This window comes from Haloarcula sp. H-hyl2, assembly GCF_056934385.1.
This window is the reverse complement of sequence record NZ_JBRIIJ010000001.1, coordinates 1,028,559-1,052,481: the sequence shown is the minus strand read 5'-3', so window position 1 is coordinate 1,052,481 and position 23,923 is coordinate 1,028,559. Positions and strand designations below refer to the sequence as shown.

Sequence of the window (23,923 nt, the reverse complement as noted above, 5' to 3'; positions counted from 1 at the left end):
GCCGTTCGTCAGCACCTATCACAGAACGTTTATTATCCGGGACGGACTGGTACCGCACGTGATGACAGCGCGTGCTGGCAGTCGGGTCCGCTCGACTCCCAGCAGCGCGTCCATTCTTCTCGGCGAGGGTATCGTAGGGGCGCTATAGCCCCCACTACACCCACTTCCGACGCCGACCGTATCGAGGTTCGATCCGACACCAGCGACACCACAATGCAGACTGCATCCACATCCACGACCGACAACGGAGGGCTCCCAGCATGAGCGAACGAGCATCAGTTCCGAAAGAAGACGAACAGCAAGCGACCGAGACCGACGACGAGCAGGCACCGGTGACCACCGGCGCACAGTCGGTCGTCCGGGCGCTCGAGAACGCCGGCGCGGAGTACGTCTTCGGCGTCCAGGGCGGGGCGATCATGCCCGTCTACGACGCGCTGTACGACTCCGACATCACGCACGTGACGATGGCCCACGAGCAGGGGGCCTCCCACGCCGCCGACGCGTACGGCATCGTCTCGGGCGAACCGGGCGTCTGTTTCGCGACGTCCGGGCCGGGCGCGACCAACCTCGTGACCGGCATCGCCGACGCCAACATGGACTCGGACCCGATGATCGCACTGACCGGCCAGGTCCCCACGGAGTTCGTCGGCAACGACGCCTTCCAGGAGACCGACACCGTCGGCATCACCCAGCCGGTCACGAAGGAGAGCTACTTCGCCAGCCACTCCGACACTGTCGGCGACGACGTGAGCGAGGCGTTCGCACTGGCCGACGCCGGCCGGCAGGGCCCGACGCTCGTCGACCTCCCGAAGGACGTCACCCAGGGCGAGACCGAGGTCGAACCGAAGGCCCCGTCGACGCCCGACACCTACGACGTCCCCGAGGAGGCCGACGACGAGGCCGTCCAGGAGGCCACCGAGGCACTGGCCGACGCAGAGCGCCCGGTCATCCTCTCCGGTGGCGGCGTCATCAAGGCCAACGCCTCCGGCGCGCTCCGGGAGTTCGCCATGGAGTACGAGATCCCGGTCATCACGACGATGCCCGGCATCGGGTCGTTCCCCGAGGACCACGAACTCTCCCTGGAGTGGGCGGGGATGCACGGCACCGGCTACGCCAACCTGGCGATCACGAACACCGACTGCATGCTCGCCATCGGGACCCGGTTCGACGACCGCCTCACGGGCGGTGTCGACTCGTTCGCCCCCGACGCGGACATCATCCATGTCGACATCGACCCGGCGGAGATCAGCAAGAACATCTACGCCGACTATCCGCTGATCGGGGACGCACGGAAGGTCCTGCGACAAATGTTCGACGCCATGCCGCGAGCGCCCGATGCCGACGTGTGGCGCGAGCAGTGCCAGACCTGGAAAGCGGAGTACCCGATGACCTACGACACGCCCGACGACGAGCCGCTGAAACCGCAGTACATCGTCGAGCACTTCTCGGACGTGACGCCGGACGACACCATCGTCTGTACGGGCGTCGGGCAACACCAGATGTGGGCCTCCCAGTTCTGGGAGTACACCGAGCCACGGACCTGGGTCTCCTCGCACGGCCTGGGGACGATGGGCTACGGCGTGCCCGCCGCCATCGGCGCGAAACTGGCCGCCCCTGACCAGGAGGTCGTCTGTTTCGACGGCGACGGCTCGTTCCTGATGACCGTCCAGGGCCTCTCGGTCGCGGTCCGCGAGCAACTGGATATCACCTACGTCATCCTCAACAACGAGGCCGTCGGGATGGTCCGCCAGTGGCAGGACGGGTTCTACGAGGGCCGTCGGATGGCCTCGGAGTACCCGTGGATCCCGCAGTTCGACAAGCTGGCGGAGGCCTTCGGTGCCGCCGGCTTCCGGCTGGAGGACTACGACGACGTCGAGGACACCATCCAGGCCGCGCGTGAGTACGACGGCCCGGCGGTCATCGACGCGCACATCGACCCCGGAGAGAACGTCTTCCCGATGGTGCCAAGCGGCGGCGACAACGGACTGTTCGCACTCGAAGAAGACCACCTGGACGAGATCTAACGATGACTGGAGGAATGCCTGGCCCTGCGCCACACGACCGGATGCGACCCGAGGGACGACGCAACTCGCAAGGGATTCGCGTCGATCCCGAAGCAGAAGCGACCCACGAACCACGCCAAGCAGTGCTCTCGGCCCTGGTGAAACACCGTCCCGGGGTGCTCGCCGAGATCTCGGGGCTGTTCAGCCGCCGGCAGTTCAACATCGAAAGCCTCACCGTCGGCCCCACCAGTGACGAGAGTATAGCCCGGATGACGATCCTCATCGAGGAACCACAGCCGGGAATCGAACAGGCGAAAAAGCAACTGCAGAAGCTCGTGCCCGTCGTCTCGGTGATGGAACTCGAACCGGAGGCGGTTCGACGGGAACTCGCGCTCATCAAGGTGGGCGGCGAGAAACCGGACGACGTCAACGCCGTCGCGGAGATGTACGACGGTCAGGCGGTCGACGCCTCGACCGACTCGGTGACCGTCGAGATCACGGGCAGCAAGCAGAAGATCGACGCCGCCGTCGAGGCGTTCGAGCAGTTCGACGTACAGGAGATCGTTCGCACCGGGGCCGCCGCGCTAGAGCGTGGCCCCACCACACTGGACAAACATGACTGACCTATCCACGACCGTCTACTACGACGACGACGCAGACGTATCGACACTCGAAGACGAGACCGTTGCCGTACTGGGCTACGGCTCACAGGGCCACGCCCACGCGCTGAACCTCCACGAGTCCGGGGTCGACGTGGTCGTCGGCCTGCGCGAGGACTCCTCCTCGTGGGCCGAGGCCGAGGATGCCGGCCTGCGAGTCGAGACACCCGACGTGGCGGCCGCCGAGGCCGACCGCGTCGTCATGCTCGTGCCCGACACCATCCAGCCCGCCGTCTACGAGGCCATCGAGGAGGGGATGGAGGCCGGCGACACGCTGCAGTTCGCCCACGGGTTCAACATCCACTACGGCCAGATCGAACCCGCCGAGGGCGTCGACGTGACGATGGTCGCCCCCAAGTCGCCGGGCCACCTCGTCCGGCGGACCTACGAGCGCGGTGAGGGGACCCCCGGGCTCATCGCCGTCTACCAGGACGCCACCGGCAACGCCAAGGAGGAATCACTCGCCTACGCGAAGGCCATCGGTTGCACCCGCGCAGGCGTCATCGAGACGACGTTCCAGGAGGAGGTCGAGACCGACCTCTTCGGCGAGCAGGCTGTCCTCTGTGGCGGGGTCACCGAGATGGTCAAGGTCGGCTTCGAGACGCTGGTCGACGCCGGCTACGCGCCGGAGATGGCCTACTTCGAGTGTCTGAACGAACTCAAGCTCATCGTCGACCTGATGTACGAAGGCGGGAACATGGGCATGTGGAACTCCGTCTCCGACACGGCCGAGTACGGCGGTCTGACCCGCGGTGCGGAGGTCATCGACCGCGAGGGCATGGAGAAGATCCTCGAAGAGGTCCAGAACGGCGAGTTCGCTCGCGAGTGGATCACCGAGAACCAGACGAACCGCCCGTCCTACAAGCAGTATCGCAACGCGGAGCAGAGCCACCAGATCGAGGAGGTCGGGAGCGAACTGCGCAAACTGTTCGCCTGGGGCGAGGACGAACAGGCCGCGGAGGAAGCGCCGGCAGATGACTAACGAAGAGCGTCGCTCTGACACGACGGAGGCCACAGCATGAGCAACGGCACGCTGTACGACAAGGTATGGGACCAACACAAGGTCACCACGCTGCCCAACGGACAGGACCAGCTGTTCGTCGGGCTCCACCTCATCCACGAGGTCACGAGCCCGCAGGCGTTCGGGATGCTCCAGGAACGCGGCCTGGAAGTGGCACGGCCCGACCTGACTCACGCCACGGTCGACCACATCGTCCCGACGGCCAATCAGGACCGGCCCTACGCCGACGACGCGGCCGAACGGATGATGGCAGAGCTGGAAGAGAACGTCCGGGACGCGGGTATCCAGTTCTCGGACCCGACGACCGGCGATCAGGGGATCGTCCACGTCATCGGGCCGGAGCAGGGGATCACCCAGCCCGGCAAGACCATCGTCTGTGGCGACAGCCACACCTCGACGCACGGCGCCTTCGGCGCGCTCGCGTTCGGGATCGGGACCAGCCAGATCCGGGACGTCCTGGCGACCCAGACAATCGCGATGGAGAAACAGCAGGTCCGCAAGATCGAGGTCAACGGCGAACTCGGCGAGGGGGTCGAGGCCAAGGACATCATCCTCGAGATCATCCGCCGTCTCGGGACCGAGGGCGGCGTCGGCTACGTCTACGAGTACGCCGGCGAGGCCATCGAGAACCTCGACATGGAAGGCCGGATGTCCATCTGTAACATGTCTATCGAGGGCGGCGCTCGCGCGGGCTACGTCAACCCCGACGAGACCACCTTCGAGTGGCTCGAAGAGACCGACTACTTCCAGGAGCACCCCGAGAAGTTCGAGGAGCTCGTCCCGTACTGGGAGTCCATCCAGAGCGACGACGACGCCGAGTACGACGACGTCGTCGAGATCGACGCGGGCGAACTGGACCCCGTCGTCACGTGGGGGACCACGCCCGGACAGGGTATCGGCATCGACGACCCGATCCCGGCGCCCGAGGACCTCGCCGACGACAAAGTCGACACCGCCCGGCGCGCACAGAAGCACATGCGCGTCGAGCCCGGCGAGACCATGAACGGCTACGAGATCGACGTTGCCTTCCTGGGCTCGTGTACCAACGCGCGGCTGCCCGACCTGCGCCGTGCGGCCCGCATCGTCAAGGGCCGCGAGGTCGCCGACGACGTGCGCGCGTTCGTCGTCCCCGGCAGCCAGCGCGTCCAGCGCGCCGCCGAGGAGGAAGGGCTCAAGGACATCTTCGAGGCGGCCGGCTTCGACTGGCGCAACGCCGGCTGTTCGATGTGTCTGGGCATGAACGAGGACCAGCTGGAGGGCGACGAGGCCTGTGCCAGCTCCTCGAACCGGAACTTCGTCGGCCGGCAGGGCAGCAAGGACGGCCGCACCGTGCTGATGAACCCTCGGATGGTGGCCGCCGCGGCCATCACCGGCGAGGTCTCTGACGTGCGCGACCTGGAGGAGGTGGCGCTGGCATGAGCGATCCGACGGAAGAGATCCCCGAGGTCGACTACGTCGAGGGCACCGGCATCCCGATCCGCGGGAACGACATCGACACCGACCAGATCATCCCCGCACGGTTCATGAAGGTCGTCACCTTCGACGGCCTGGGCGAGTTCGCCTTCTTCGACCTGCGGTTCGACGACGAGGACAACCAGAAAGAGCACCCGATGAACGAGGAGCGATTCGGTGACGCCAACGTCATGGTCGTCAACAACAACTTCGGCTGTGGCTCCTCGCGCGAACACGCCCCGCAGGCGCTGATGCGCTGGGGCATCGACGCGATCATCGGCGAAGGGTTCGCCGAGATCTTCGCCGGGAACTGCCTCGCACTGGGAATCCCGACGGTGACTGCCGACCACGAGACCATCAACGCGCTCCAGCAGTGGGTCGACGACCACCCCGACGGTGAGATCGAGGTCGACGTGGCCGCCGAGACCGTTCGCTACGGTGGGAACGAGATCAGCGTCTCCGTCGACGACGCCCAGCGACAGGCCCTGGTCGAGGGCATCTGGGACACCACGGCCCTGATGAAGGCCAACCAGAACGCCATCGAGGAGACCGCGGCGAACCTGCCCTATCTCGATCAGACCCGGTCGGATCTGGAAGCGGACGACTGAGAGAACCGCGGCAGCTCTCCTCCCATCAGAACGCGATTCATTCCTGCGTCTCGGGAGATAGATTAAAGGCCGAGCCGTCGGTCTATCGACCGTCACGATGAGTACACTACTGCGCGGTGAGAGCGCTGTCGTCACGGGCGCTGCGAGCGGTATCGGCCGAGCAATCGCGACGCGGTTCGCCGAGGCGGGCGCCGACATCGTCGTCGCGGACGTCCGCGAGGATCCACGGACTGGAGGGCTGCCGACGCACGATGTCATCGCCGAGGAGACCGACGCCGACGCGCGGTTCGTCCACGCCGACGTGACCGAAGAGGGTGATCTCGAAGAAGCGGTCGCGGCCGCCGACGAGTTCGGCGGGCTCGACGTCATGGTCAACAACGCAGGCATCATGGGGCCGCTCGGGCCGGTGACGGAGGTCAGCTACGAAGACTACCGCGAACTGATGGAGATCAACCTCGACGGGGTCTTCCTGGGCTCGCAGGCCGCCGCCGAGGCGTTCCGTGAACAGGGCAACGGGGGTGCCATCGTCAATATCTCCAGCCTCGCGGGGATCGTCGGCTACGGGGAGGTCGTCCCCTACTCCGCGGCGAAAGGTGGGGTCAGGAACATGACCTACGCGCTCGCCGACGCGCTCGGCGAGCACGGGATTCGGGTCAACGCGGTCCACCCCGGCGAGGTCGAGACGGCGATGACTACCCGGGACATGCCGCTCGTCGGGACCGAACAGGGCGAAGCGATCAAGCAGATGATTCCGCTCGGAAAGTTCGCCCAGCCCGAGGAGGTCGCCGACGCCGCGACCTTCCTCGCCAGCGACATGGCGAGCCACGTCACTGCGGAGTCACTGCTCGTCGACGGTGGATACGCGAACACGAGCTGAGTGCCGGGTGGCGATGCCAAGTCACATCTACCCGCGGACCACCTGTACTGTCTATGGAGCGGATTCGTGAGATCCACATCGCCCCGCTGGGTCACGAACGTGACCGGATCGTCGAGCCCATCCGCGAGCACAACGCCGACGCCGTCTACCTCCTCACCCAGAGCACGCGGCGGCAGCGACTCACGCCGTACCAGCAGGCCCTCGTCGAGGACCTCGAAGCCGACGGTGTCGCGATCGAGATCACCGAGACCGACCTGCACGACCTCTACGATGTCCTCGCGGTCGTCACGACGGTCACGGCCGACCACCCGGACGATATCGTCCGTGTCAACGTCTCCAGCGGGCCAAAGCTCGCAGCGATCGGGAGTGCTATCGCCTGTATGGCGACCGAGGCGACGGCCTACTACGTCCACCCCGAGCGCCACGTCCCCGCCGTGGCCGAGGAACCGCTCACACGGGGGATGCAGGACGCCGAGGTCCTGCCCTCGTATCCCATCGAGGCCATCTCCCGGGACCAGGTCGCCGTGCTGGACTATCTCGACCGGACGAACACCGACAGCTACACTGCCAAGAAATCCGATCTCATCGACTTCTCCGAGGAGGCCGGCCTCGCGTTCATCGACGACGCGGACCCGGCCAACGACAAGGCGAAGTTCGCGCTGCTGAACGCGAACATCGTCGACCCGCTGACCGACGACGGATATATCAGCGTCCGTGAGGTCGGGCGGACCAAGCAGATCGAACTCACCGAGACCGGCCGCAACGTGCTCCACGCGTTCCGGCACAAACTCTGAGGCCGGACCCGTCGGATCGTTCTCTCGACGACGGTGACGCCCACTACGGAAATTCTCGTCTCGATAGTATAGATAGTACAGATACTATGAATTGTATCGAGAGTATACAGATAGAATGTACATACCGACCCGTCGAAGCAGGAGATGCGCACGGGTCGGCGAGTCGTCCCCGGTGTCCACCCCCTTCGGCCCTCCATCGCGGACACCGGGACGGACACGCCACCCCGCGCCCGCCCTCACCCCGTGCAGTGAGGGCGTGCCTCTGACACGCACGGGGCCCTGCCCGGGGCCTTCCAGTTGCCCGCTGGTCCCTGCTGACGCATCCGGTCGATTACCGACTGCGCGACCGCGGCGCTTTTCTCGACCCGTATCGAACCGACGACAGTGACAGAACACGGTCTCCTGGTCCCGCTGCTGGGCCTGATGCTCGGGGTGACAGTCGGTGGGCTGGTCCTCTGGGTGGCCCTGGACGCCCGGACCAGGGGCGAGAACCCGCTCCTGTGGGGGCTGCTGGCAGTGCCGCTCTATCCCGTGTTCCCGGTGGTCTTCTACCTGCTGCGCCGACGGGCCGCTCGTACCCGGCCGCCCGGCAATCGCTTCTATCTCGCCAGGGTGCTCGCCATCGGGAGCGTCCTCTCGTTCGCCGTGGCTGCGCTAGCAGCGCCCCCGGACCCGTACACGCAGGTGAGCTACTGGGTCGTCGCCTTCCCACTGGTCGTCGCCGGTCTGTACGTGTTCGACCAGCGGCGCCGGCAGGCACAGGCCACGGGTGGGCTGTAGCGCGACGGAAATCGAACCACTTTCACCCCCCGCTCGTCTCTGCTGGGATATGACACACGAGATCGCCGTCATCCCTGGCGACGGGATCGGGCAAGAGGTCACGCCCGCCGCCGTCGAGGTCCTGGAAGCAGTCGAGACAGTCGACTTCGAATTCGTCGAGGCCGAGGCCGGCGACGCCGTCAAGGCCGAAACCGGCACGGCACTGCCCGAGGAGACCGCCGACATCGCCGCCGACGCCGACGCGACGCTGTTCGGTGCAGCGGGCGAGACGGCCGCCGACGTCATCCTCCCGCTCCGACAGATCGTCGGCTCGTTCGCCAACGTCCGCCCGGCGGTGGCCTACCCGGCGCTCGACGCCGTCCAGCCGGACACGGATCTCGTCTTCATCCGCGAGAACACCGAGGGTGTCTACAAGGGTATCGAGAGCGAGATCACCGACGGCGTGACCACGTGTACGCGGGTCATCACCGAGGGCGCCTCCGAGAAGATCGCCGAGTTCGGCTTCGACTACGCGAAACAGAACGGCTACGACGACGTGACGATCGCCCACAAGGCCAACGTCATGCGCACGACCGACGGGCTGTTCCTGGAGACCGCCGAGCAGGTCGGCCAGGACCGCGGCGCGGACTACGACACCGCGCTCATGGACGCGCTGGCGATGCACCTCGTGATGAACCCCGAGGACTACGGCGTCGTCATCTGCCCGAACCTCGCGGGCGACATGCTCTCGGACCTCGCAGCCGGTCTCGTCGGTGGCCTGGGACTGCTCCCCTCGGCGAACATCGGCGACGAGAACGCGCTGTTCGAACCGGTCCACGGCTCGGCTCCGGACATCGCCGGCGAGGGTGTCGCGAACCCATCCGCGATGATCCTCTCGGCGGCCATGCTGCTCGATCACCTGGGCTACGACGAGGCGGGTGACCAGGTCCGGGACGCCGTCGAGACGGTCCTGGAGGACGGCCCGCGCACACCTGACCTCGGTGGCGACGGTACCACCGAGGAAGTGACGGCGGCGATCCTCGCGGAACTGTAACCGAGCAGAAACAGTCAGCTTCCGATAGAAAGGTGTAAAACCGGAGCGAAACAATCACGGGAGAGAGGATGCTCCCGGCCGAGCGCAAACGCACGATCGTCCAGTTGGTGACCGAGCGAGACGGCTGCTCAGTCGCCGAACTGGCGACGGAACTGGACTTCTCGAAGGCAACCATCCGCCGTGACCTGCGGGACCTGGAGGCGGAGGGACGCATCGAACGGTCACACGGCGGTGCCGTCCCCAGTTCGTCGGTCGGGACCGAGCGCCCGTACGACCAGCGGGAGGTCGAGAACCTCGACGCCAAACGTGCGATCGCCGGCCGGGCGAGCGAGGAGATTCGCGAGGGGGAAGTGGTGTTCTTCGACGCGGGCACGACCACGATGGAAGTCGCCCGCGCAGTGCCGGACATGGAGTTCGTGGCCGCGACGAACATGCCGGATCTCGCGATGGAACTGGCAGATCGGAGTCTGGAGGTGAAACTGACCGGCGGGACGATGCGCAAGCGGACCCGCGCACTCGTCGGGCCGACGGCGATGGCCTTCCTCGACCGGACGAACTTCGACCTGCTCGTCCTCGGGACGAACGCCCTCGACGCGACGGCCGGGCTCTCGACCCCCAACGAGGACGAGGCCGCCGTCAAGTCCCGGATGGTCGAACGAGCCTCCCGAGTCGTATTGGTCGCGGATCACTCGAAGTTCGGCGAACGGAGTTTCGTCTCGTTCGCGGATCTCGACGCAGTGGATCACCTCGTCACCGACGAGGCACCGACAGGTCGTCTCGCCACCGCACTCGAAGACGCCGGTGTCGTCGTCGATGGAGTCAGCGCATGATTGTGACAGTTACCTACAACCCAGCAGTCGATCAGACAGTGCAGTTCGACGAGCCGATGGAACCCGATCGCGTCATGCGGGCCAGTAGCAACCGCTACGACGCCGGTGGGAAGGGGATCAACGTCGCCCAGTTCCTCACCGCGATGGACCAGCCCTGTGTTGCCACGGGACTGGCCGGCGGGTTCACCGGACAGTTCGTCCGCGAGGACATGCAGTCCGGCGGCGTCGAGACGGATTTCACGGAGATAGCAGGTATCACCCGGCTGAACACGACCGCGCTGGCCGACGGGGAGGAGTACAAACTCAACCTACAGGGGCCGTCGGTCGACGACGGGGTGGTCGACGAGGTTCTCGACCGCATTCGGACCCACGATCCGGATCGGGTCCTCGTCGGCGGCAGTCTCCCGCCGGGGCTCTCCATCGCGGATATCGACCGCGTCGCAGAGGGTGGCGACTGGGAGACCGTCGTCGACGTCCAGGGAACGATCCTCAGGGAACTGGACGCGCAGTACGCGCTGTGTAAACCGAACCGGCAGGAGCTCGGTGACGCGACGGACGCCGACGTCTCCACGCTGGAGGGCTGTGCACGTGCTGCCGGCCAGTTCCGGACCGAGGGATTCGACCGAGTCCTGGCGTCACTTGGTGCCGACGGTGCAGTCATGGCGACAGGCGACGACCTGCTGTTCGCGGAAGCACTGGACGTCGACGTCGTCGACACCGTCGGTGCCGGCGACGCGCTCCTCTCGGGCGTGCTGTCGGCCTGGGAAAATGGCGAGAGCGACGAGATGGCGCTCCGGACCGGCATCGCCGTCTCGTCGCTGCTGGTCTCACAGGCAGGGACCGGCGTCCCCTCCTTCGAGCCCGTCGAATCGTTGCGGGAGGACGTCGTCGTCCGGACACTCTGACCGGGCCGGACAGTCGATCAGAACTTCTCGACGTAGTCGTCGACGAACGCCCGGACCTCGTCGAGCGACGGCTGGTCCGCCGTCCGGACGAAGTAGCCGGCGACGGCGTTCCCGACGACGATCGCCGCTGCCGGATCGAGGTCGGCGACACGAGCGAGTGCCAGACCCGCGTTGAAGTGGTCGCCGGAACTCGTCGTCAGTTCGGGATCGTCGACGGCGGGGACGGAGACGCTCTCGGTCCCCTCGTCCGTGACGACGACTGAGCGGTCGACGCCGTGGCCGACGAACCACGTCGGCGAGAGCGCCTCGAAGGCCGCCTGGGCCGATTCCTCGAAGGTCCGCTCGGCCTCGCCGGCGTAGGCGTCGGCCAGGACGGCCGTCTCCGCTCGGTTCGAGGAGACGACGACGTCGGTCACGTCGTCGAGTGCGGCGAGCGCCTCACGGCCCGCACGGAGCCTGTCGGCGTCGAGTTTCCGGACGTCACCGGGATCGACGAGGACGGTCTCGGGTGGGTCCCCGATCCGTCCCCAGTCGTCTCGCAAGCCCTGGTAGACGTCCGGCAGGTCCGGCGTCTCCGACCAGTAGCCCGTCCCGAACAGCGCGGCACCGTCGAGCCGGTTGAGCAGTCGGTCGTGACCGAACCGCTCGTCCAGGGTCGCCCAGTCGAGATCCATCGTGTCACCGATCTCGGTCAGCATCAGTTTCCCGTCGTCGAACTCGACGGCGTCGGTGACGCCCGGTTCGCCGATACTGTACAGATCGAGGTGACCGAACTCGGCCTCGAAGGGCTCGCGAACGGGGTCGTCGTACATCCCGATCATGACGGTCTCGAACGCCCACGTGTCGAACGCTCGGGCGAGATGGCAGGTGTGGCCACCGGTCCGGCTCCCGTCCTGGAGCCACTCGAAGGTCAGCGAGCTCTCGGCGGCGACCGACCGCTCGACCCGGTCGCCGAACCCTTCGAGGGTGGCCAGTCGTTCGTAGGTCTCCGGGTCGGTGCGGTCGGCGACGACTTCACGGACGCGGTCGAGGTAGCCGTCGAAGCCGAAAACGACGTGGCCGTGCGTGCCGTCGTCCAGTCCATCGCCCAGGCGACGCTGTGCGTCGGTGACGGCGTCGCGTGTCGGCTGGTCGGGAGCGTCCGATGGCGTCTCCGCTGCCATGGCCTACAGCACGTCGTCTGCTGCAGCGCCTTCGAAGACGACCGGTTCGAGTTTGTCGAGGATGTCGTAGGGGTCCTCGCGCTGCCAGACGTTCCGGCCGACCGCCAGCCCGGAGACGCCGACGTCCATGCAGTCCGCGACGAGTTCGAGGAAGTCACGGTCGGAGGTCTTCGAGCCGCCCGAGAGCAGGACGCGGTTGTCCGCGGCAGCATCGACGGCGTGGGCCATGGCCTCCTTGCTTCGTGGGTACTTGACCTTCGTGAAGTCCGCGCCCAGTTCCAGGCCCAGACGGGCCGCGTAGGCGATGATATCGGGCGTCCGGTGGTCCTTGACGGCCTGTCCGCGCGGGTACGACCACATCGCGACCGGCAGGTCGTGGTCGCGTGCCGCCTCCTGGACCGGCCGGAAGTCCTCGAAAGAGTCGGGTTCGCGGTTGATTCCGGGATAGATCGTGTACCCGATGGCGTCGGCACCCAGCTCGGCGGCGTAGTCGACCGACCAGTTCTGGGGCGAGTACGGGTCGCCCATCCAGAGGTCGGAACTGCCGTTGAGCTTCGCCAGCAGGTTCACGTCGTCCTCGTAGCTCGGGTAGTAGGTCTCGGCCAGCCCCTTCCCGACGGCCAGTGCAGTGACGGCGTCGTGGGTCGCCATCTCGAACACCTCACGCGGGTCGAGGCGTTCCTCGACACCGCTGAACTGCTTGGGGCCGTGTTCGAGCCCGTGGTCGTGGGCGAGTACGAGCGTCTTGTCGTCACGAACGATCGGGGAGTCATCAACGGGTCGCATGTGGTTGAACTACCCAGAACGGCCATTAACAGTTTTCGGTATCTATTGTTTACTACTGTTCGTGTTCATTTTTGCACGTTCACAACCATTAGGACCCTCGCCGTGGAAGGAGGTCATATGCCGACAGTGGAACTCGACGCCGACACCGTCGAACGGCTCGACGCGCTCCGGGAGGAGGACGAATCCTACGACGAACTCGTCACCGAACTGATCAACATCTACGAGGCCGAGGAACTGACGCTGTTCCACGGCGGTGACGAGTACTAGGCCTGCTCACAGACCGCCTTCCAGCGTCCGTTCGACTCCAGTTGTTCCTGGAGCTGCTCGGCGTATTTCTGGGCCAGTTCGGCCGCCTCGTCCATCCGCTCGTCGTCGCCGCCGCCACCGAGGCCAAGCGCGTCCTTCACACCGGAGAAGATGCCGCCGCCACCGCCGCCGGATCCGCCGCCTTTCTCGGGCGCGCCGCCCATCGCCGACTGCTGCTCGATCCGGTCGAGTTCGGGCATGATACTCGGTAGCTTCGACGTATCGGCCACGATACGGGCCGAATCCGGATCGGACGCGTTCTCGATCTCGAACTCCACGGCTGTCATCACCAGGCCCCACTGCTGGCTCGAGAACGAGGAGACCTCTACCTGGTCGTTGAACTGCTGGTCGACCTGCATCCGCTCGGCCGCGATCCGGTCGGTCCAGTTACCTTCACTCATACCTGGCGGTTAGACGGCCTGATGTATCAGCGTTTCCCGCCCCGACTTACAAGAGGGACGAACTCGAAGACGGCGCCATGACCAAAGTTGGCTTCATCGGCCTCGGTGCGATGGGCGCACCGATGGCGTGGAACCTCGACGACGCCGGGTTCGACCTGGTCGTGTACAACCGGACGACCGACCGCGAACAGCCGTTCGCGGAGGCCGGTGTCTCGGTCGCCGACTCGCCGAAACACCTCACCAAACGATCTGACGTGGTCTGTATCATGGTCAGCGACGGCGACGCCGTCGAAGAGGTCCTGGAACGCCATCTCGGCGTCCTGGAGGGCCTCGACGAGGAGACGACCGTGGTCCAGATGAGCACCATCGGTTACGCCGAGACGATGGCTGCCGCCGAGCTCGTGGCCGAGACGGGCGCGACCTTCCTCGACGCGCCGGTCTCGGGGACGGTCGGTCCCGCCCGTGAGGGGACGCTGGTCGGCCTCGCCAGCGGGGACGAAGCGGCTGTCGACGAGGTTCGTCCCGTCCTCGAAGCGATGTGTGAGCCCGTCGTGCACTGTGGCGACGTCGGGCAGGGGACGAACATGAAGCTGTTCATCAACCTCCTGCTGGGCGACGCGATGAGTGCCTTCGCCGAAGCGCTGGTCTTCGGCAGTGCGAACGGGCTGGAGTTGGGCGACATGCTCGAGGTCGTCGAGAACGGCGCGCTGGACTGTCCGCTGTTCGCCGGTAAGGGTGCGCTGCTGACCGAGCGGGACTTCGAGCCGCGGTTCCCCGTCGACTACCAGTTCAAGGACCTCTCGCTGGCGCTGGACCGGGCGGGCGAGGTCGGCGTCCCGCTCTCCCAGACTGCCGCCGCGCGTGAAGCGTTCAGCGCCGCACGCGCCCGCGGACACGGTGGCGAGGACATGGGCGCAGTCGTCAAGCACCTCGAAGCGACCGCCGACGTGACCGTCGGCGAGGACTGACTACAGGAAGTCCGTCATGTCCGGGGCGTCGCCGCCCTGATCGCCGCTCCCACCGAAGGATTCGGCGATGGCTGCCATGAACGAGTCCAGTCCGCGGGTCTGGTACCAGACGGTACCCGGCCCGGAGAAGTCCATGACGAGCCCCTCGCCGCTCAGGAGGGTCGACTTCAGGCCGCCGACACGGCGGGCGTCGAAGTCGACCGACTCCGTCCAGGCCACGACGTGCTCGTTGTCGATGGTGTAGGTCTCCCCGTCGGCCAGTTCCTTCTGTTCGATGCCGCCGAAGGCCTCGATGAGTACGTTGCCGGTCCCCTTCAGTGCGAGCGGTGTGATGCTCGCCCCGGCGAGCATCGACTTCAGCCCGCCGAACTCCGAGTCGATGTCGATCTCTGGGTCGGAAGCGAGATACGCGCCGTCGACGGCGTAGAGTGTTTCGTCGTTCAGGACGTGGTGGTTGACGTCACCGGGTGTCGGCGGGGCGAGCGTGATAGTGCCGCTGCCACCGTTCGCGGTAAACTCGTTGGCCAGGAACGACTCGCCGCCCAACATCGACTTCGCGGAACTGAGCAGTCCGTCACGACTGGTCGTCGTGTCGATCGAGACGTTGGTCGTGTGACTGACCATCGCGCCGGGTTCAGCCATGATAGATTCACCGTCTTCGAGGTCGACGACCACGTGCGTGTACGAGGGCTTGTGGGTGAGTTCGACGTCCATAGGTTCTCACGCCACTCTTCTCCCGGAATAGTATATAAACTTAATCTGGAGAACAGGTGGGGTCGACTCGATAGTTATTCGACGTCGACCCACTCGCCGCGCTCGTCGCTGCGCTCGACGGCGTCGAGGACCCGCTGGACCGCGAGACCGTCGGCGAAACTGGGTTCGTAGTCGCTGCCCGCGGCTACGCTGGAGAGGAACTCGTAGTTCTCGTGGACGAAGGTGTGTTCCCACCCGATGACGTGGCCCGGCGGCCACCAGTGGTCGACGTAGGGGTCGCTCTCGTCGGTCATCAGGATGGTCTCGTAACCCCGACTGTCATCACGGAGCAGTTCGAGTTCGTTGAGTCGCTCCAGCGAGAACCGCAGGCTCCCCTTCGAGCCCTGGATCTCGATGGTGTGATCGTTCTTGTGGCCGTTGGCGAACCGCGAGGCCTCCAGCGTGCCGACGGTGCCGTCCGCGAACTCGACCTGCGCGCTGTAGGCGTCGTCGACGGTCACCGGCCGGGTCTTGTCGCCACCCTCGACCGGGCGTTCGTCGACGAACGTGGTGAGGTGACCGCTGAGTCGGTCGATGTCGCCGACGAGGAATCGCGCCAGATCGATGGTGTGGGCGCCTAGGTCGCCGAGCGCACCGCTTCCAGCCATCTCCGCGTCGTTGCGCCAGGACCACGGCGCCTCGGGGTCGACCAGCCAGTCCTGGAGGTACCGCCCACGGAAGTGGTGCAACTCACCCAGTTCGCCGTCCTCGATGAGCCCCTTGGCGTACTGGATCGCCGGCACGAACCGGTAGTTGAATGCGATGCCGGCGGGCACGTCGGCCTTGGCGGCCGCGTCGGCCATCGCCTCGGCATCGTCCAGCGTCGGGGCCAGCGGCTTCTCGCAGAACGTCGGTGTTCCGGCCTCCAGGGCCGCTATCGAGGGCTCGCGGTGGACGTGGTTCGGCCCGAGGTTGTAGAAGACGTCGACGTCGTCGACGACCTCGCGCCAATCGGTCGCGTAGCGGTCGAAGCCCAGTCGGTCGGCGGCCTCGCTGAGTGCCTCCTCGTCGCGGCCGACGATGACGTCCCGGTTCAGTGCCGGCGCGTCGTCGAAGAACATCGGGAGGCGAGCGAACGCGTTGGCGTGTGCCTTGCCCATGAAGCGGTACCCCAGGACGCCGATGTCGAGTGGTGTGTCGGTCATGAATTATTCCGCCCAGTAGGCCTCGCCCGGTTGCGTCTCGAAGACGGCCCGCGAGAGGACGTCGACGGCTTTCTCCAGTCCTTCGCGGGCGCTCGTGAGCGAGTCCTCGTGTTCGATCGAGAGCGCGCCGTCGTAGCCGACCATCCGCAGTGTCGAGACGACGTCCTTCCAGTGGCTCTCGTCGTGCCCGTAGCCGATCGAGCGGAACAGCCACGAGCGGTTGGGTTCGTCGGTGTAGGCGGTCGTGTCCAGAACGCCCTTCTCGCGGGACTGGGACTCGTAGACCTTCGTGTCCTTGGCGTGGAAGTGGTGGATCGCGTCCTCCTCACCCAGCAGCCGGATGGCCTCGGTGACGTCGATGCCTTGCCAGTACAGATGGGAGGGGTCGAAGTTCGCGCCGACGTGCTCGTTCGTGGCCTCACGCAGTTTCAGCATCCCGTGGGGCTCGTAGACGAGCATGTTGGGGTGCATCTCGATGGCCACGTCGACGTCGTGGTCGGCGGCGTGGTCGGCCAGGTCGCTCCAGTAGTCGGTGGCGACGTCCCACTGGTACTCGTGGGCGTCGGCGTGTTCGGTCGGCCACGGCGCCGTGATCCAGTTGGGCACCTCGTCGTCGGGGCCGCCCGCGGGCAGGCCCGAGAAGCAGGTCACCGCATCGACGCCGAGCTGATCGGCCAGCCGGATGGTCTCCCGCAGTTCGGTGTCGGCTTTGTCGGCCCGCTCGTCGTCCGGATGGAGCGGGTTGTTGTGGGTCGCCAGCGCGCTGACGGCCATGTCGTGCTCGTCGAGCAGTTCCTGGAGGTCCGCCTGTGCGTCCTCGTCGTCGAGATACTGGTCGCGGGGCAGGTGGTCGTCCCCTGGGAACCCGCCACAGCCGAGTTCGACGGCGTCGACGCCGATGCTATCCAGGTACGACAGTGCGTCCGCGAGCGACTGGTCCCCCAGCGGGACGGTGAGTACACCGACTTGCATGCGTGGTACTGCGAAAATGAGGCTATTAAATCCTTGCGTGGGGCTGTGCCGTCTGTCGATCCTCACTCCGCGGTGTCGTACCGCTCGAACAGTGTCGTCAGTTGCTGTGCACGCATCGTGAGCATCTTCGCGTTGACGTACATCTCGCCGAGCGCGAGGTTCTGCTCCTCGGCGATAGCGGCGACGTGTTCGGCCTCCTCGACGTTCTGCCGGGAGGTCTCCGCGACCGTATCCGCGATGGAGGCCACTTCTTCGGAGGTCGCGGCCTGGTCGTCGGTCGCGTTACTGATCTCCTTGACGCCGGAGGAGGTCTTCTCGACGTGTTCCATGATCGATTCCAGCGCGGTCAGGCCCTCCTCGACCGCGTCCTGCCCGTCCTCGACCGAGCCCTGCATCTCCGAGATCTCGCCGACAGCCTCCTCTGTCTGTGACTGGATGTCGCCGATGAGCCCCTCGATCTCGTTGGTCGCCTCCTTGGTCTCCTCTGCCAGCGTCTTGACCTCGTCCGCGACGACCCCGAAGCCGTTGTTGTTCTGGGCGCCGGAGGAGGCGTGGGCCGCCTCGATGGAGGCGTTCAGCGCCAGGATGTTCGTCTGCTCGGCGATGTCGTCGATGAGGTCGACGATCCGGCCGACCTCGTTCATCTGGTCGTCCAGCGTCTGGACGGTTTCGACGACCTCGTCGGTCTGTGTCACCGTCTCGACCATCGTCTCCTGAGCGCGCTCGGCAGCCTCGATGCCTTCGACGGTCCGTCGCTCGGTCTTATCGGCCATCTCGGTCACCTCGTTCGAGGAGGCCGCGATCTCCTCGATGGTGGCCGACATCTGTGACATCTCCTCGCTGATGGTCGTGATCTGCTGGTGTTGCTCGTGGAAGACGTCGGCGATTCCCTGGACGGTCTCGGCGACGTTCTGTGAGGCCTCCTTGACCGCCTGGGTCGCCGCGGTCACCTGTTCGGAGGAGCCAGCCACGTCGTTCGAGAACTCGTCGGCCGTCTCGATGGTCTGCTGGAAGGCCGCCGCCATCTCGTTGAACTCCGCCGCGAGTTCGTTCAGCGATTCCGAGGGTGTCTCGGCGTCCATCCGCCGTCCGAGGTCCCCTTCGTTCGCCGCGTCGATGGTCGCACAGCAGTCCGAGAGATACGCCGAGAGCTGCTCGTGGTCGAGGCCGTCGGCCGCGGAGACGCCGCCGTCGGTCGCAGCAGCCGTGGCACTGCTCGGAGACACCTTTGCGGCTTCCAGCTCCGCGAACTCCGCTCGGACCCGTTCGAGTTCGGCGTCCAGATCCTGTCGTGTCGTGCGTTCCTCGACCAGTTCTGTCTGGAGCCGATCGCGCTCGTCGGCCAGATCCCCGAGACTGTCCCGGACGAGCATCCCGGTCCACAGGGCGCCAGAACCTGCGACTATCGCGCCACCGATAGCCAGCGGCCACCTGACGCCTGTGGGACCGAACCCGACCACGGCGATCTGGTAGAGAGCATGGAGAAACTGCACCGCGATGCCGACGAAGACCCACCTACGTCGAGTATGTACCATGATATGGGATATATACATAATCGATATAAATCCCCTTGCCCCCTGTGTTCAACATTGAGAATCCGCGGGGTAGCTTGATAACCAGGAGCGAGTAATCGCACTGTATGTCACGGGCTTCGACCGGGAGTGGTGCGGACGTCGAGTTGCTGCACCGCCTCGTCGGTGGCGACGGGGGTGCAGCACTGGCGGCCCTCCTGGAAGGGTTCTCACAGCACCATCCCAGTGTCCCACTGGGCGACGTCACCAACGAGAACCTCAGTCTCGCAGTCAAGAGTCGGATCCTCAAGGAAGACCCGCCGGACGTCTGGATCGAGTGGCCGGGGCAGAACCTCAAGCCCTACACCGACGCTGGCGTCGTCGGCGACGTCTCGGACGTGTGGACCGAGAGCGACATGGAGCGGAACTACCTCGACGGGCCGAAGGAGGCCGCACGCTTCGACGGGACCTACCACGCGGTCCCGCTGAACATCCACCGTATCAACAACCTGTTCATCAACCCGGTGCTGGCGGACGAGGTCGGCGTCGATCCCACACGTATCGACAGTCCGAGTGCGTTCGCGGACGAACTCGAACGGATCGACACCGAGACCGACCACGTCGGGATGCTGTTCCCGATGAAGAACCCCTGGACCGTCCTCCAGATATTCGAGACGGTCCTGCTTGGTGAGCACGGTCACGACACCTACCGGGCGATCAGCGACGGTCGGGCGAGTCAACACCGCCGGGAGATCGCCGACACACTGGAGATCGTCGCCCGGTACGGCAACGTCGCCACGGAGGACCGGCTCTACCTCTCGCTGACCGACGCAAACGACCGCTTCGTCGAGGGCGAATCCGTCTTCTTCCATCAGGGTGACTGGGCGGCCGGTGCGTACACCGAGACCTCCGGGTTCGATTATCAGACGGACTGGACACACACGCCGTTCCCCGGTACCGACGGGTATTACGCCGTCAACATGGACTCTGTCGTCTCCGCGGCGAGCACGGAGAACCCAGAGGCCGTCGCCACCTTCCTGCAGTACGTCGGGTCGGCCGACGGACAGCGGCGGTTCAACCAGAAGAAGGGGTCGATCCCACCCCGCGCAGACGTGGACGTGAGCCAGTTTACGGAGTTCCTCCGTGACCAGCACGAGGCGTTCCAGCGGGCCGACAGTCAGCCACTGTCGATCACACACGGACTCGGCGTGCAACCGGAGCAACTGATCGAACTGAAGACCGCGATGTCCGCGTTCGTCTCGTCGTGGGATATCCAGTCGACCGCGGATTCAGTTATTACGGCCCTGGAGAGTTCATCATAACGTAATATTCTTTGTCTATCTCTCGAAATTACGAGCCGGGAAGCCGTCGCCCCGACGCCTGGCCCGTTCGGAGACAGTCACAGACGGTTTCGGAAGGGCGGTCCCCGCTGGCGTCGCTCGGCTCGTCGCCCCCCTGGTCGCCAGATACCCCCTCTCGAAGGGTGTGAGTCCGTCACGTACCGGATGCCGGTCATCCCGGATTCCTCTACACTTTTGTAACGGGGGTAGCAATGCCCAGTCATGGGACAGGCAAACGACGTGGATTACGCTGACCTGCACGACCCGAACGCGGAGTATACGATGCGGGAACTCTCCGCAGAGACGATGGGTGTCACCGCCAAACGTGGTGGCGGCCGCGACGTGGAGATCACCGACGTTCAGACGACGATGGTCGACGGGAACTTCCCGTGGACTCTCGTGCGCATCTACACCGACGCCGGCATCGTCGGGACGGGCGAGGCCTACTGGGGCGCCGGCGTTCCGGAACTCATCGAGCGGATGAAGCCGTTCGTCGTCGGCGAGAACCCGCTGGACATCGACCGCCTCTACGAGCACCTTATCCAGAAGATGTCCGGCGAAGGATCCGTCGAGGGCGTCACGGTCACCGCCATCGCCGGCATCGAGGTCGCGCTGCACGATCTCGCCGGCAAGATCCTCGAAGTCCCGGCCTACCAGCTCCTTGGCGGGAAGTACCGCGACGAGATGCGCGTCTACTGTGACTGCCACACCGAGGAGGAGGCCGACGCCGACGCCTGCGCCGAGGAGGCCCGCCGTGTCGTCGACGAACTGGGCTACGACGCCCTGAAGTTCGACCTCGACGTCCCGAGCGGCCTGGAGAAGGACCGCGCGAACCGTCACCTCCGTCCCGGCGAGATCCGCCACAAGGCCGAGATCGTCGAGAAGGTCACCGAGGAGGTCAAAGACGAGGCCGACGTCGCCTTCGACTGCCACTGGACCTTCAGCGGCGGCTCGGGCAAGCGCCTGGCCAAGGAGATCGAGGAGTACGACGTCTGGTGGCTCGAAGACCCCGTCCCGCCGGAGAACCTCGAAGTCCAGGAGGAGGTCACCAAGTCCACCACGACGCCGATCACCGTCGGCGAGAACCGCTACCGCGTGACCGAGGAGCGCCGCCTCATCGAGAACCAGGCGGTCGACATGATCGCCCCGGACATGCCCAAGGTCGGCGGCATGCGAGAGACCCGCAAGGTCGCGGACGTCGCCAACCAGTACTACATCCCGGTCGCGATGCACAACGTCTCCTCGCCGATCGCGACGATGGCCAGCGCCCACGTCGGCGCCGCCGTGCCGAACTCGCTGGCCGTCGAGTACCACTCCTACGAACTCGGCTGGTGGGAGGACCTGGTCGAGGAGGACGTCATCGAGAACGGCTACATCGAGATCCCGGAGGAACCCGGTCTCGGCCTCACTCTCGACATGGACGCCGTCGAGGAGCACATGGTCGAGGGCGACACGCTGTTCGACGAGGAGTAACGCGACTCGTCGAGCCAGCGAATCTCTGATTCGCCCTGTTCGACGAGGAGTAACGCGACTCGTCGTACTCGCCAGGCAGCGCTCGGCGGTGTTTGACAAAGCGTAAGCTTCGACAAGCACGAAAATATCAGATTTTCGTCGTTCGCCGACAAGCCTCGCCGAGTTCACCGAGCTACGTCAGCTACCCGTCACTTCTTACCCAGTCCGTCACCGGTTCTTAAATACTAACAGAGACAATCATCATATCCTCGATGCCACTCCCCGTCGGGTCACTGGTAGTGGCCCTCGTCATCTCGTCCTTGCTCTCACTCGTCGTGGGAGCCTTCGTCTGGGGCGAACGCCCGAAGACCGGTTCGACGGCAGCGGCTGTGGGGTCGTTCGTCGTCGCGGGGTGGGCCGCAGGCCAGACGTTGCTGGTTGTCTCCGATTCGATCTGGCTCTCCCGGCTCGGGCTGTCGATGACAGCAGTCGTGTTGACCTTCATCGGCCCGGTCTGGTTCGTCTTCGCGTACCAGTACACGGGCCGGAGTGAACAGGTGGGCCGCCCGATCCTGCTCGCGCTGGCGGTCGAACCGGCGATCTATCTGACGGCGCTCGCCACCAACGGTGTCCACGGCCTCGTCTTCTCGAATCCACGACTGGTCTCCCAGGGCGGCGAACTCGTCTTCGAGATCACTCGGGGCCCGCTCTGGATCCCGAACTACGTCTACGTCTACGCCCTGCTGGCGTGGGCGAACTACCTCCTGTTCCAGAAGTTCATGGGCTCGCGTAACGTCTACCGCAAGCGGACGCTGATCCTCTTTCTCGACAGCGTCCTGCTGACAGTGGGCCACGGAATCAGCGAGGCGGGTCTGAGTCCCCTGCCCTACTCGACGCTCGGGCCACTGCTCTTTCTCGGACTGGGAATCGTCTCGCTGTTTTTCGGGCTGAGCAACCGGTTCGTCACGGCGCTCCCGCTGGACAGGGTCCTGTCGTGGTTCAGCAGCCAGTCCCGGAGCCTCTCACCGATCGCCCGTGACGTGGTGCTAGAGGAGATACCCATCGGCGTGGTCGTCATCGACCACAAGAACCGGATCGTCGACGTGAACCCGATGGCGCGGCAGATCCTCAACCGCGACGAGGAACGGGTCATCGGGAAGCGACTCGCCGAGGTGACGCCGCCCGAGATGTACGAACAGGCGGATACCTCGTTTCTGGAACCAGAAGTGACCGGCAAGTGGACCGGCGTTTGGGCCAACCCACCAGAAGGTGAACGGCGCTGTTACGACGCCCGCCTGACCGAGCTGACCACCAGCGGTGAGGACCACGCGGGTCGGGTCGCACTCATCGAGGACGTGACCGAGCGGGAGCGGCGCAAGCAGACGCTCCAGGCCCGTACCGAACAGCTCGAACGCCAGAACGAGCGGCTGGAAAGTTTCGCCGACATCGTCAGCCACGATCTACGGAACCCGCTCAACGTCGCCATGGGAACCCTCGACATGGCAGAGGAACGAGACGATCCCGAACTGTTCGACCGAATCAGTCGCTCCCACGATCGGATGCTGGAGATTATCGAGGATGTGCTCACGCTCGCCAAGCAGGGCCAGACCGTCGACGAGACCGAATCGATCGAGATCGACGACCTGGCCCGTTCGGCCTGGGAGAGCGTCGACTCCGAGGGTGGGAGATTGGTCTGTGACTGCGACTGGATCGTCGAGGGCGACCGCGGACGTCTCCAGGAGGTGTTCGAGAATCTCTTCAGGAACGCACTCGAACATGGACGGCCGGAAGATGCGGCGGACGTGGTAACCGTCACCGTCGGCGACCTCTCGGATGGCTTCTTCGTCGCCGACGACGGTCAGGGGATCACTGCCGACCAGCGGACGGAGATCATGGAGAAGGGGTTCACGACCAGCAGTTCGGGAACGGGACTCGGTCTCTCGATCGCCGAGTCCATCGTCGAAGCCCACGGCTGGGAGATTGGTGTGACCGAGAGCGAGAACGGCGGTGCGCAGTTCGAGATCCGCGGACCGTCCCGTCGAACGGGGATCGACTGATCGCCAGACGAGCCGATCGACATCCTGCCCCTTATCATTAGAACACAAGCCGTTCCACCCTCGTGTTGGCGTCGCCAGGTCGGTGACAGAGGCCACGGCGACCAGCA

The 23,923-nt window shown here is 65.5% G+C and carries 23 protein-coding genes; 16 read left to right on the top strand and 7 right to left on the bottom strand.

The features are described 5' to 3' along the window. Positions 1 to 260 precede the first annotated feature (260 nt). From ilvB to pfkB, 11 genes are all read left to right on the top strand, one after another. A complete protein-coding gene (gene ilvB / locus Hhyl2_RS05410; RefSeq protein WP_483549709.1) occupies positions 261 to 2,024 on the top strand; it encodes a biosynthetic-type acetolactate synthase large subunit in 1,764 nt (587 codons plus the stop codon). Between the two features lie 14 nt (positions 2,025 to 2,038). Then, on the top strand, positions 2,039 to 2,626 hold the full coding sequence (gene ilvN, locus Hhyl2_RS05405; RefSeq protein ID WP_483549708.1) for an acetolactate synthase small subunit: 588 nt from the start codon (positions 2,039 to 2,041) through the stop codon (positions 2,624 to 2,626). Continuing rightward, on the top strand, positions 2,619 to 3,644 hold the full coding sequence (gene ilvC / locus Hhyl2_RS05400; protein WP_483549707.1) for a ketol-acid reductoisomerase: 1,026 nt from the start codon (positions 2,619 to 2,621) through the stop codon (positions 3,642 to 3,644). The genes ilvN and ilvC overlap by 8 nt, the downstream gene beginning before the upstream one ends. 36 nt (positions 3,645 to 3,680) lie before the next feature. Next, complete coding sequence (gene leuC / locus Hhyl2_RS05395; RefSeq protein WP_483549706.1) at positions 3,681 to 5,102, top strand: 3-isopropylmalate dehydratase large subunit; 1,422 nt, start codon at positions 3,681 to 3,683, stop codon at positions 5,100 to 5,102. Continuing rightward, on the top strand, positions 5,099 to 5,743 hold the full coding sequence (leuD, locus tag Hhyl2_RS05390; protein ID WP_483549705.1) for a 3-isopropylmalate dehydratase small subunit: 645 nt from the start codon (positions 5,099 to 5,101) through the stop codon (positions 5,741 to 5,743). The genes leuC and leuD overlap by 4 nt, the downstream gene beginning before the upstream one ends. Positions 5,744 to 5,840: 97 nt before the next feature. Next, complete coding sequence (locus tag Hhyl2_RS05385) at positions 5,841 to 6,620, top strand: SDR family oxidoreductase (protein ID WP_483549704.1); 780 nt, start codon at positions 5,841 to 5,843, stop codon at positions 6,618 to 6,620. Between the two features lie 53 nt (positions 6,621 to 6,673). Next, complete coding sequence (locus tag Hhyl2_RS05380; protein WP_483549703.1) at positions 6,674 to 7,414, top strand: HFX_2341 family transcriptional regulator domain-containing protein; 741 nt, start codon at positions 6,674 to 6,676, stop codon at positions 7,412 to 7,414. 384 nt (positions 7,415 to 7,798) lie between these two features. Next, positions 7,799 to 8,194 (top strand): hypothetical protein, encoded by a 396-nt coding sequence (locus Hhyl2_RS05375; protein ID WP_483549702.1) that lies wholly within the window; start codon positions 7,799 to 7,801, stop codon positions 8,192 to 8,194. 49 nt (positions 8,195 to 8,243) lie between these two features. Further along, positions 8,244 to 9,227: an isocitrate/isopropylmalate dehydrogenase family protein gene (locus Hhyl2_RS05370; protein ID WP_483549701.1), complete on the top strand. Its 984-nt coding sequence runs from the start codon at positions 8,244 to 8,246 to the stop codon at positions 9,225 to 9,227. Positions 9,228 to 9,295: 68 nt separating this feature from the next. Next, positions 9,296 to 10,057 (top strand): HTH-type transcriptional regulator GlpR, encoded by a 762-nt coding sequence (gene glpR, locus Hhyl2_RS05365; RefSeq protein WP_483549700.1) that lies wholly within the window; start codon positions 9,296 to 9,298, stop codon positions 10,055 to 10,057. Further along, the gene (gene pfkB / locus Hhyl2_RS05360) at positions 10,054 to 10,962 is read left to right on the top strand and encodes a 1-phosphofructokinase (RefSeq protein ID WP_483549699.1); all 909 of its coding nucleotides are present in this window, start codon (positions 10,054 to 10,056) and stop codon (positions 10,960 to 10,962) included. Before glpR ends, pfkB begins: the two co-directional genes overlap by 4 nt. Before the next feature lie 17 nt (positions 10,963 to 10,979). On the opposite strand, the gene Hhyl2_RS05355 is transcribed toward pfkB, so the two are convergent. Then, positions 10,980 to 12,125: a hypothetical protein gene (locus Hhyl2_RS05355; protein ID WP_483549698.1), complete on the bottom strand. Its 1,146-nt coding sequence runs from the start codon at positions 12,123 to 12,125 to the stop codon at positions 10,980 to 10,982. 3 nt (positions 12,126 to 12,128) lie between these two features. After that, positions 12,129 to 12,911, bottom strand: coding sequence for a class I fructose-bisphosphate aldolase (locus Hhyl2_RS05350; RefSeq protein ID WP_483549697.1), 783 nt, complete (start codon positions 12,909 to 12,911; stop codon positions 12,129 to 12,131). Between the two features lie 117 nt (positions 12,912 to 13,028). Here Hhyl2_RS05350 and Hhyl2_RS05345 point away from each other — a divergent pair, with 117 nt between their 5' ends. Then, complete coding sequence (locus Hhyl2_RS05345) at positions 13,029 to 13,178, top strand: DUF7557 family protein (protein WP_483549696.1); 150 nt, start codon at positions 13,029 to 13,031, stop codon at positions 13,176 to 13,178. On the opposite strand, the gene Hhyl2_RS05340 is transcribed toward Hhyl2_RS05345, so the two are convergent. Beyond that, positions 13,175 to 13,618, bottom strand: coding sequence for a DUF5799 family protein (locus tag Hhyl2_RS05340; protein ID WP_483549695.1), 444 nt, complete (start codon positions 13,616 to 13,618; stop codon positions 13,175 to 13,177). The two genes, Hhyl2_RS05345 and Hhyl2_RS05340, sit on opposite strands and share 4 nt — an antisense overlap. A gap of 77 nt (positions 13,619 to 13,695) precedes the next feature. Here Hhyl2_RS05340 and Hhyl2_RS05335 point away from each other — a divergent pair, with 77 nt between their 5' ends. Next, positions 13,696 to 14,586: an NAD(P)-dependent oxidoreductase gene (locus Hhyl2_RS05335; RefSeq protein ID WP_483549694.1), complete on the top strand. Its 891-nt coding sequence runs from the start codon at positions 13,696 to 13,698 to the stop codon at positions 14,584 to 14,586. On the opposite strand, the gene Hhyl2_RS05330 is transcribed toward Hhyl2_RS05335, so the two are convergent. The 4 genes from Hhyl2_RS05330 to Hhyl2_RS05315 all read right to left on the bottom strand — a co-directional run bounded on the left by Hhyl2_RS05330 (position 14,587) and on the right by Hhyl2_RS05315 (position 18,991). Next, positions 14,587 to 15,300: a TIGR00266 family protein gene (locus Hhyl2_RS05330; RefSeq protein WP_483549693.1), complete on the bottom strand. Its 714-nt coding sequence runs from the start codon at positions 15,298 to 15,300 to the stop codon at positions 14,587 to 14,589. It abuts the gene before it with no gap. A gap of 74 nt (positions 15,301 to 15,374) precedes the next feature. Next, a complete protein-coding gene (locus Hhyl2_RS05325) occupies positions 15,375 to 16,484 on the bottom strand; it encodes a Gfo/Idh/MocA family protein (RefSeq protein ID WP_483549692.1) in 1,110 nt (369 codons plus the stop codon). A 3-nt stretch (positions 16,485 to 16,487) separates the two neighbouring features. Continuing rightward, positions 16,488 to 17,456, bottom strand: a complete 969-nt coding sequence (locus Hhyl2_RS05320; RefSeq protein WP_483549691.1) for a sugar phosphate isomerase/epimerase family protein — start codon at positions 17,454 to 17,456, stop codon at positions 16,488 to 16,490. Positions 17,457 to 17,518: 62 nt separating this feature from the next. Next, on the bottom strand, positions 17,519 to 18,991 hold the full coding sequence (locus Hhyl2_RS05315; protein ID WP_483549690.1) for a methyl-accepting chemotaxis protein: 1,473 nt from the start codon (positions 18,989 to 18,991) through the stop codon (positions 17,519 to 17,521). A gap of 104 nt (positions 18,992 to 19,095) precedes the next feature. Between Hhyl2_RS05315 and Hhyl2_RS05310 the strand changes: the two genes are divergently transcribed. The 3 genes from Hhyl2_RS05310 (at position 19,096) to Hhyl2_RS05300 (ending at position 23,816) form a co-directional block, all read left to right on the top strand. Then, positions 19,096 to 20,289: an ABC transporter substrate-binding protein gene (locus Hhyl2_RS05310; protein ID WP_483549689.1), complete on the top strand. Its 1,194-nt coding sequence runs from the start codon at positions 19,096 to 19,098 to the stop codon at positions 20,287 to 20,289. Between the two features lie 240 nt (positions 20,290 to 20,529). Beyond that, on the top strand, positions 20,530 to 21,780 hold the full coding sequence (locus tag Hhyl2_RS05305) for a mandelate racemase/muconate lactonizing enzyme family protein (RefSeq protein WP_483549688.1): 1,251 nt from the start codon (positions 20,530 to 20,532) through the stop codon (positions 21,778 to 21,780). A gap of 251 nt (positions 21,781 to 22,031) precedes the next feature. After that, on the top strand, positions 22,032 to 23,816 hold the full coding sequence (locus tag Hhyl2_RS05300) for a sensor histidine kinase (RefSeq protein WP_483549687.1): 1,785 nt from the start codon (positions 22,032 to 22,034) through the stop codon (positions 23,814 to 23,816). Positions 23,817 to 23,923 lie beyond the last annotated feature (107 nt).